The sequence below is a fragment of the Curtobacterium sp. MCLR17_040 genome, assembly GCF_003234735.1.
GTDB lineage: Bacteria > Actinomycetota > Actinomycetes > Actinomycetales > Microbacteriaceae > Curtobacterium > Curtobacterium flaccumfaciens.
Genome location: NZ_QKTE01000024.1, coordinates 48,451 through 56,649, shown reverse-complemented (window position 1 = coordinate 56,649; position 8,199 = coordinate 48,451). Strand labels below are relative to the sequence as shown.

General features: G+C 71.1%; 6 protein-coding genes. All 6 read right to left on the bottom strand.

The window, feature by feature from the left end:
- Window positions 1-142 precede the first annotated feature (142 nt).
- The gene (locus tag DEJ01_RS16125; RefSeq protein WP_111029028.1) at window positions 143-1,006 is read right to left on the bottom strand and encodes an NAD(P)H-hydrate dehydratase; all 864 of its coding nucleotides are present in this window, start codon (window positions 1,004-1,006) and stop codon (window positions 143-145) included.
- Complete coding sequence (locus DEJ01_RS16120; RefSeq protein ID WP_111093573.1) at window positions 996-1,736, bottom strand: histidine phosphatase family protein; 741 nt, start codon at window positions 1,734-1,736, stop codon at window positions 996-998. Before DEJ01_RS16120 ends, DEJ01_RS16125 begins: the two co-directional genes overlap by 11 nt.
- A gap of 96 nt (window positions 1,737-1,832) precedes the next feature.
- Window positions 1,833-2,792, bottom strand: coding sequence for a hypothetical protein (locus DEJ01_RS16115; protein WP_111093572.1), 960 nt, complete (start codon window positions 2,790-2,792; stop codon window positions 1,833-1,835).
- Between the two features lie 305 nt (window positions 2,793-3,097).
- Window positions 3,098-6,145 (bottom strand): glycoside hydrolase family 38 C-terminal domain-containing protein, encoded by a 3,048-nt coding sequence (locus DEJ01_RS16110; protein WP_111093571.1) that lies wholly within the window; start codon window positions 6,143-6,145, stop codon window positions 3,098-3,100.
- 105 nt (window positions 6,146-6,250) lie between these two features.
- A complete protein-coding gene (locus DEJ01_RS16105; RefSeq protein WP_371830315.1) occupies window positions 6,251-7,144 on the bottom strand; it encodes a carbohydrate ABC transporter permease in 894 nt (297 codons plus the stop codon).
- Between the two features lie 5 nt (window positions 7,145-7,149).
- Window positions 7,150-8,100, bottom strand: coding sequence for a carbohydrate ABC transporter permease (locus DEJ01_RS16100; RefSeq protein ID WP_110894824.1), 951 nt, complete (start codon window positions 8,098-8,100; stop codon window positions 7,150-7,152).
- Window positions 8,101-8,199 lie beyond the last annotated feature (99 nt).

Sequence of the window (8,199 nt, the reverse complement as noted above, 5' to 3'; positions counted from 1 at the left end):
GTATAAGAGGCAGGGGCGGGGTCGGGCGGCCTGGTCGTTCCGGGCGTACCTGGTCGATTCGGGCGTACCTGGTCGGAAGTTCTCGGCAGGTATGCCCGAAAGCACCGGGTATCGCGGGCGTTCTGGGAAAGAACGGGCGGGCTCAGGCCCCGAGTTCGACCAGGACCCGCGGGATCTCGGTGACGAGTTCGCTCGCCAGGTACCCGAGCGGCCCGACCTGCACCGCGAGCCGGTCACCTGCGGCAGCGTGCACGTAGGACGCCCACGCCACGGCCTGCGCCGGATCGGCGCCGCGGGCGAGCAGGCCGGTGACCGCACCGGACAGCACGTCCCCACTGCCGCTCGTGCCGAGACCGCCGGAGCCGGTGCCCTTGAGCCACGCCCGACCCTGCGGTGTGGCGATGGCGTCGCCGAGGGCCACGACCGCTCCGAAGCGGTTCGCGATCGCCACGGCGTCGGCCACGTCGTCGTCGCTGCACTCCCGCCCGAGCAGGCGTTCGGCCTCGCCGGAGTTCGGCGTCATCACGAGCCGTCCACGCAGCGGTTCGAGGCGGTCCCGCACGTCGGCAGCCACACCGAGGGCGAAGGCGTCGAGCACGACGGTGGTCTGCGGACCGACGACGTCGGCGAGTCCGGCCACGAGGTCACGCGAACCGTCCGGCTCGTCGAGCCCCGGCCCGACCAGCACCGCGTCGGCGCTCGAGGCGCTGTCCGCGATGCCCTCGATCGCACCGACGGCGATGTGACCGTCCTGGTCCTCGTCGAGGGGTTCGACCCCGGACTCGGGCACCGCGACCGCGACCTCGTTCGCCACGCTCCGGCCGACCGCCAGCGTGAGACGACCGGCGCCGACCCGGAGTGCGGCGAGCGCGGAGAGCATCGCCGCACCGGGGGTCCGAGCGGCGCCGCCGACGATGAGCACCTGCCCGCGGCCGTACTTGCCGGCACCGGGTTCGGGCAGTGGCCAGTCCCGCAGGAAGTTCGGGGTGACGGGTTCAGTGGACATGTTCGTCGTCCTTCCGGCCGGTGTGCTGGGTGACCTCGTCGTCGTCCAGGTGTCCGACGGAGGAGAACTCCTCGAGCACCCACGGCGATCCGGCATCGTCACGACGGAGTCGGGTGAGGGAGGCGTTCGCGACCGCGTGGGTCCGGGCGAACTCCATGAGTGCCGGCTCGTCGAGGTCGAGGCAGACCGCGACGGCGAGCATCACCACGGCGTCGTGCGCGGCGATCACCAGGCGCTCGACACCGTCGACCCGCTCGAGGTCGCCCAGGAGCGACCGGAGTCGGAGCATCACGTCCGCCCACGACTCCCCGCCTGCCGGCCGGTGGTAGTACTTGCCGAGCCACTGCCGGCGGCGTTCCTCGTCCGGGTACCGGTTGCGGACGCCCTGCAGGGTCAGCAGGTCGAGGACGCCGAGCTCGCGGTCGCGGAGGCGCTCGTCCACCCGCTTCTCGGGTTCGGTGATGCCGGCTGCCTCGAGCGCGATCGCGATCGTCTGCTGCGCACGGAGGTACGGCGACACCCACAGCGCGACGGGGACGTCGTCGATCCCGCGGTCGGCGAGCTCCTGGCCGAGGGCACGGGACTGATCGGTGCCGAGCCGGCTGAGCGGGACGTCGGCGTCCCGGAACTCGACGTCGATCACGTCGTCGCCCGCGGCTTCGGCCCGAGCCGCCGCGACGTTCGCGACCGATTCGCCGTGACGGACGAGCCAGATCTCCTGCACTGCCATGACGCCACGCTAGCCAGCGCGTGCTGTGCCGGTTCACCGGTGCCGAACGGTCACCCCCTGCGGCGCCGGACGGTCACCCCGTACGGCGCCGGACGGTCACCCCGTACGGAGCCGAGCGCTCCGGACCGGTCGGACCGCGCACGGGAGCCCCGCCGCCCGGAGTCGCAGTGCCAGCGCATCGAGGTCGAACAGGTCTCGCCATTCGAGCCGGATGATCGTCCGGACACCCGGCACGGTGAGCAACCGACCGTGCCGCCGCTTCTCGTCGAGGAACACCTCGGTCGGACTCCGGCCGCCCAGGTAGCGCTCCTGCGAGTACTTGGCCCGTCCGTCGATCTCGACGATGACCCCGTGGTCCGGGAACCAGAAGTCGACTGCGGACCGACGTCCGTCGACGACGAACTCCTGCTGCAGCACCGGGTCCGGAAGCCCGAGCTCCCGGAACACGACCCGAGCGAGCGACTCGGCCGGTGACCCGGACCGAGCATCGGCCAGGTCGAGCACCTGCTGCGCCAGGGCTCGGGCGCGGGCCTTCGGAGGAACCGCTCGTCGGAGATCGGCGTCGTCGAACCCACGTCGCAGTGCGGCGTCGGCGATGACGACGCCCGCCCGCAGGTCGCCGGTCATCGCCACGTCGACGACGGTCCGGGGGACGGAGGTGACCGCGATCGCACCGACCGTGGCCCGTTCGCCCCGGCCGACGGGTCTCGTGTGCAGGACCAGCTCGGCGCTCCGGCCCCGGTACATCGACTCCGGCACCGTCGCGTGCACCGGGACGTCCCACCCGCCGAGCGCTGGGAGGCCGTGCAGGGCCGCCGCGGACAGGTGCGAGGCCGTCGCCCGCGTGCCGAGCCGGCCGAGCCGCGCGAACACCCGGGTGACGTACCGCTGACGAGGCCCGGCGGCGTCCCACGCGGCACCGTCGACGAAGGCGTTCGGTCCGACCCGGACCAGGCGGCCGACACCCTGGGTCCGGGTTCGGCGGCGCAGGGTGGTGGCGTCGAGGCCGGCCTCGTGCATGGCGGAGGCTCGGAGGATGGGCAGCGACTCGTTCATGCACGTGACGATGCCGGACCGGCCATCCGTTCCGGAGGCCGATGTCGGGAACTGTGGACGGGCCTCCAGGCCTGGGCGGTTGTGGAGGGGAGACGTTCCTTCCCAGAACGGCCGCGATGCCAAGCGGAATCGGGCATACCTGGCCAGAAGTTCCGACCAGGTACGCCCGATTCGACCAGCTACGCCCGATTCCTCCCGGCCGCACCCGCACCCCACACCCACACGCAACACGGCGCCGGACGGAACGCACCCGTGTCCCGTCCGGCGCCGCGGTCTCTCCCCGACCGAACGCCGGGCCCGCTGCCTCAGGCCCGACGCACGCGCAGCGTCACGATCTCGAACGGACGCAGGGTCAGCACGACCGGCTCCCCGGCCGACCACGAGCGCTCCAGCGGCCGCTCGAGCAGGTCGACCTGCGACACCGACGCAGCGTCGAACCCGAAGGCGACCCCGACGTCCGTCGCCCGGCCGCCGAGCCCCTCGTACAGGCGCACGACGACGTCTCCGGAGCGGTCCTCGGCGAGCTTGACGGCCTCGACGAACACCTGCGGCGACGACACCGTGACGAGCGGCGCGACCTCGGCCGACCCGGGCACGCTCCGCACGGGCAGGTTCAGCCGGTACCCGGAGTCGGCGGCGTCGAGCACCGAGGCCCCGATCCGCAGCACCGTCCGGAACACGTGGTGCCCCTGGTCGGCGTTCGGGTCCGGGAAAGTCGGTCCGCGCAACAGCGACTCCCGCACGAGCGTGGTGATCCCGCCGTCCGGCCGGGTCTCGCGCGTGATGTCGTGGCCGTAGGTCGAGTCGTTCGCCACCGCGACGCCGAACCCGGGCTCCGCGACGTGCACCCAGCGGTGTGCCGAGGTCTCGAAGCGGGCGTGGTCCCACGAGGTGTTCTGGTGCGTCGGCCGGTCGATGTGCCCGAACTGGATCTCGCTCGAGGCCGACGACGCGAGCACGTCGATCGGGAACGCGAGCTTCAGCAGCTTCTGGTGCTCGTGCCAGTCGACCTCGGTCTCGACGCTCAGCTCCGGTTCGCCCTGCACGGCCGAGTAGCGCGTGGTGAGCGTCGACGAGCCGAAGGACCGCTCCACCACAAGCGAGGAGCCGTCGACCGAGACCGACGACGCCGACAGCACCGTGCCGTTGCGCTGGTACGCGCGGTCGATGTCCCACGCCTCCCACTGGTTCGGGGTGTCCCGGAAGACCGTGTACTCCGCCGCCGCAGCGCCTGGTGCGATCGCGTCGCGTCCGGTGGCGTGGTCGACGAACGAGACGACGTGGCCTGCAGCGTCGATGGTCGCGGTGACGACGCCGGTGTCGAAGACGAAGCGGTCGCCGCTCCGGACGGGAGGCACGGGTCGCGGCGCGTGGACGACCGAACCTGCCAGGGCGGTCACGTCCCCTGCCGCGACCGGCGAGGCGTTGAAGCGCACGACCGACGCGGTGTCGTCGGCTGCGCCGGCAGCGGCACCGCTGACGGCTGCGCTCCCGCCTGCGGCGAGCGCCGTCGTCGCGCTCCCGATCAGCCCCTCGAGCACCTCGGCGACCCGGGCGTACTGCTCCTCGGCGTTCTCGTACACCCACGCGATCGAGGACCCGGGCAGGATGTCGTGGAACTGCTGCAGCAGGACGGTGTGCCAGGCGTCCTCGAGTTCGGCGTACGGGTACTCGCTGCCGAGCCGGACGGCCGCCGTCGCCGCCCAGAGCTCGGCCTCGCGGAGCAGGTGCTCGGAGCGGCGGTTGCCCTGCTTCGTGCGGATCTGCGACGTGTAGGTGCCGCGGTGGAACTCGAGGTACATCTCCCCCGACCAGACCCCCGGCGTCGGCAGCTCGGCCTCAAGCTGCTCGAACACCTGCGCCGGCGTGCCGAGTGTGACGTGGGGCGACCCGTCGAGGTCGTGCTGGCGGTGTGCGGCGCCGACCATCTCGCGGGTGGGACCGCCACCGCCGTCGCCGAAGCCGTACAGCAGCATCGAGGTGTTCGCGGTGCCGCGTTCCTTGTTGTTCCGTTCGCCGCGGCGCAGGTCGGCGGGCGAGACGTCGGAGTTGTAGGTGTCGGCCGGGGGCAGGTGCGTCAGGACGCGCGAGCCGTCGATGCCCTCCCAGTGGAACGAGGTGTGCGGGATGACGTTCGTCTCGTTCCACGACGGCTTCTGGGTGACGAACCACTTCGACCCGGCAGCGCGGACGATCTGCGGCAGGGCGCCCGAGTAGCCGAACGAGTCGGGGAGCCAGGCCTCGGGGGTGTCGATGCCGAACTCCTCGAGGAAGAAGCGCTTGCCGGCGACGAACTGGCGGGCCAGGGCCTCGCCGCCGGGCAGGTTGGTGTCCGACTCGACCCACATGCCGCCGACCGGGATCCACCGCCCTTCGGCGACCCGCTGCTTGATGCGGGTCCAGATGGACGGGTACTCGTCGCGGATCCACGCGTACTGCTGCGCGGACGAGCAGGCGAAGGTGAAGTCGGGGTCGCGGTCCATCAGGTCGAGCACGTTCGAGAACGTCCGGGCGCACTTGCGCTTCGTCTCGCGCACGGGCCACAGCCAGGCGGAGTCGATGTGGGCGTGCCCGACGGCGATCGCACGGTGGGCGGCGGGGCTGGCGGGGACGGCGAGCACGGGCGCCAGGACCTGCCGGGCGTCCGCGGCGGTGCCGGCGACGTCGTCCGGGTCCAGGGCGTCGGCGGCGCGTTCGAGTGCCCGCAGGATGTCGGCGCCGCGGGTGCCGTCGGTGGGGAGCTCGGCCATCAGCCCGCGCAGCACCCAGAGGTCCTGCTGCAGTTCCCACACGGTGTCGTCGCGCTCGACGACCTCAAGGGCCTTCAGGCGGTAGATCGGGTCGTCACCGGCGGTGGAGCGCGAGCCGAGCGGCGTCGCACCCTGGAACGAGTCGCCGCCGATGTCCGGGTTCGCCCCGGCCTCGATCCAGAGCTCGAAGGACTCCCCCGGGCCGACCTCGAGCGGCACGGTGTCGTTCCGCGGCTCGATCGCCTTGATCGTGGAGCCGTCGGCGCGGAACGCGAGTCCCTCGGCCTGGAACCCGGGCTGCCGCTTGGTGAACCCCAGGTCGACGTGGAGCTCGGCGGTGGTCCCCGGCGCGGTGCCGAAGTCCGCCGGCACGGTCCCGGTCACCCGGAACCACGTCGTGCCCCACGGGCGTCCGCCCCAGTGCGACCCCACCGTGAACGGTGTGTACGTCTCACCCACGGCGGCGTCGAACGGCACCGGTTCGCCCGGCACCTCCCACGCCTCGATCGTCACCGGCGCCGAGCGACGGAGGACGGCGGGATCGACGCGGTCGCGCACGAGGCGGGCGATCCGGGCCTCGACGAGCGGTTCGTCCTGGTGCATGTGCTTCCTTTCTGGTTGCAAGACACCGGCGTTCGCGAACGGAACCGCGGTTCGCGGGTGTTCGACGCGCGAACACCGGTGTTTTGCGGGGCGTGGACCGGCGGATCAGCCCTTGATGCCGCCGGCGAGGGCGTTGCCGCCGCCGAGGCCTCGGGACACGATCACGTAGAGGGCGATGACGGGCACGGAGTAGACGATCGAGAACGCGGCGAGCTGGCCGTACGCCACCGCCCCGTTCTGCCCGAAGAAGTTGAAGATGCTCACCGCGGCGGGCACCTTCTCGGGCGAGAGCAGCAGGACGAAGGGGACGAAGAAGTTCCCCCACGCCTGGATGAACACGAAGATGAACACGACCGCGATGCCCGGACGCATGAGCGGGATCACGATGCGGGTCAGGGTGGTGAGCATCGAGGCACCGTCGGTCCACGCCGCCTCTTCCAGCGAGATCGGCACCGAGTCCATGAAGTTCTTCGCCATCCAGATCGCCATCGGCAGCGACGTGGCGGCGAGGAAGAAGATGCAGCCCCACACGTTGTCGATCAGGTTGAGCGACACGAACAGTGCGTAGACGGGCACCATCATCGCGGTGATCGGCAGACCGGTGCCGAACAGGATGCTGTACAGGAACGGCTTGTTGACCCGCATCTTGTACCGGGACAGCGGGTACGCGGCCAGCAGCGCGAACACCACGGTGACGACCGCGGTGCCGCCGGAGAGCAGCAGGCTGTTCGCGAGCGGGATGAACGACAGCTCGGGGGTGAGCACCTTCGCGAAGTTGTCGAGCGTGAACTGCGAGGGCAGCTTCACCGACAGCGAGGCCTGGGTGTCGAACGAGGCGAGCACGAGCCAGAGCAGCGGCACCGCGAAGCACACCGCGATGACGAGCAGCACGACGTTCGACACCCACCGCATGGTGCGGCCGCGCGGTGACGTCATGTGCATCGACCCCGGTGCGGTCACCGAGCGGGTCGTGGTCTGGTCGAGGGACGGGGCTGTCATGGCCATCAGTCCACCTCCGGCTTGAGGGCCCGGATGTAGATGATCGAGAAGACCGCCCCCACCACGAGCAGGATGGTCGCGATCGCCGTCCCGAAGCCGAGCTGCGAGAACTTGAACGCCTCCTGGTACGCCAGGATCGGCAGGGTCGACGAGTTCGTGCCCGGGCCGCCGCCGGTCATCACGAAGATCAGCGTGAAGACCGACAGGGTCTGCAGCGTCGTGAGCATGAGGTTCGTCGAGATGCTCCGGCGGATCACCGGGAGCGTGATGTAGACGAGCCGCTGCCAGCCGGTGGCTCCGTCGACCTCGGCGGACTCGGTGATCTCCTCGGGGACCTCCTGCACGGCGGCCGAGTAGACGAGCATCGAGAACGCGGTGCCGCGCCAGATGTTCGCCAGGATCACGGCGAGCATCGGGTACGTGTAGAGCCAGTTCGCGCCGGTGATCCCGATCGACGCGAGGAACGTGTTGAGCGTCCCCTCGTCGTTGAAGAACGCGTACGCCGCGAACGACGCCACGATCTCGGGCAGGACCCACGCGGCCACCACGAAGGTGCCGACGATCGCCCGGACGGCCTTGTTGGCCGAGCGCATCAGCAGGGCCAGTCCGAGGCCGAGCACGTTCTGTCCCACCACGGCCGAGGCCAGCAGGAAGACGACGGTCAGGATGACGGACTTCGGGAAGTCCGGGTCCTGGAACAGCTCGACGTAGTTCTGGAACCCGACGAACTGCTGGTCGGCCGCGCTGGCGCCGGTCAGGGCCGAGTTGGTGAACGACCCGTAGAACGACGAGATGACGGGGCCGAGCAGGAAGATGACGAGGAGGACCAGGGCGGGCAGGAGCGGGACCGCTCGTCCGACGTTCCGCAGTGGTCGCCGCTTGCGCGGCACGGGTGGATCGGTGCGCTTCGGCGCACCGGGCGCCGACAGCGTCGGCGCGAGGGGGGTGCTGGACACGATGGGTGCCTTCCGGGTGCGGAGGGGTTCCGAAGGTGGGGAAGAGCGGACGGGAGGCGCGGTGCGGGACCGCCCCGCGCCTCCAGTCCGTCAGTGGGT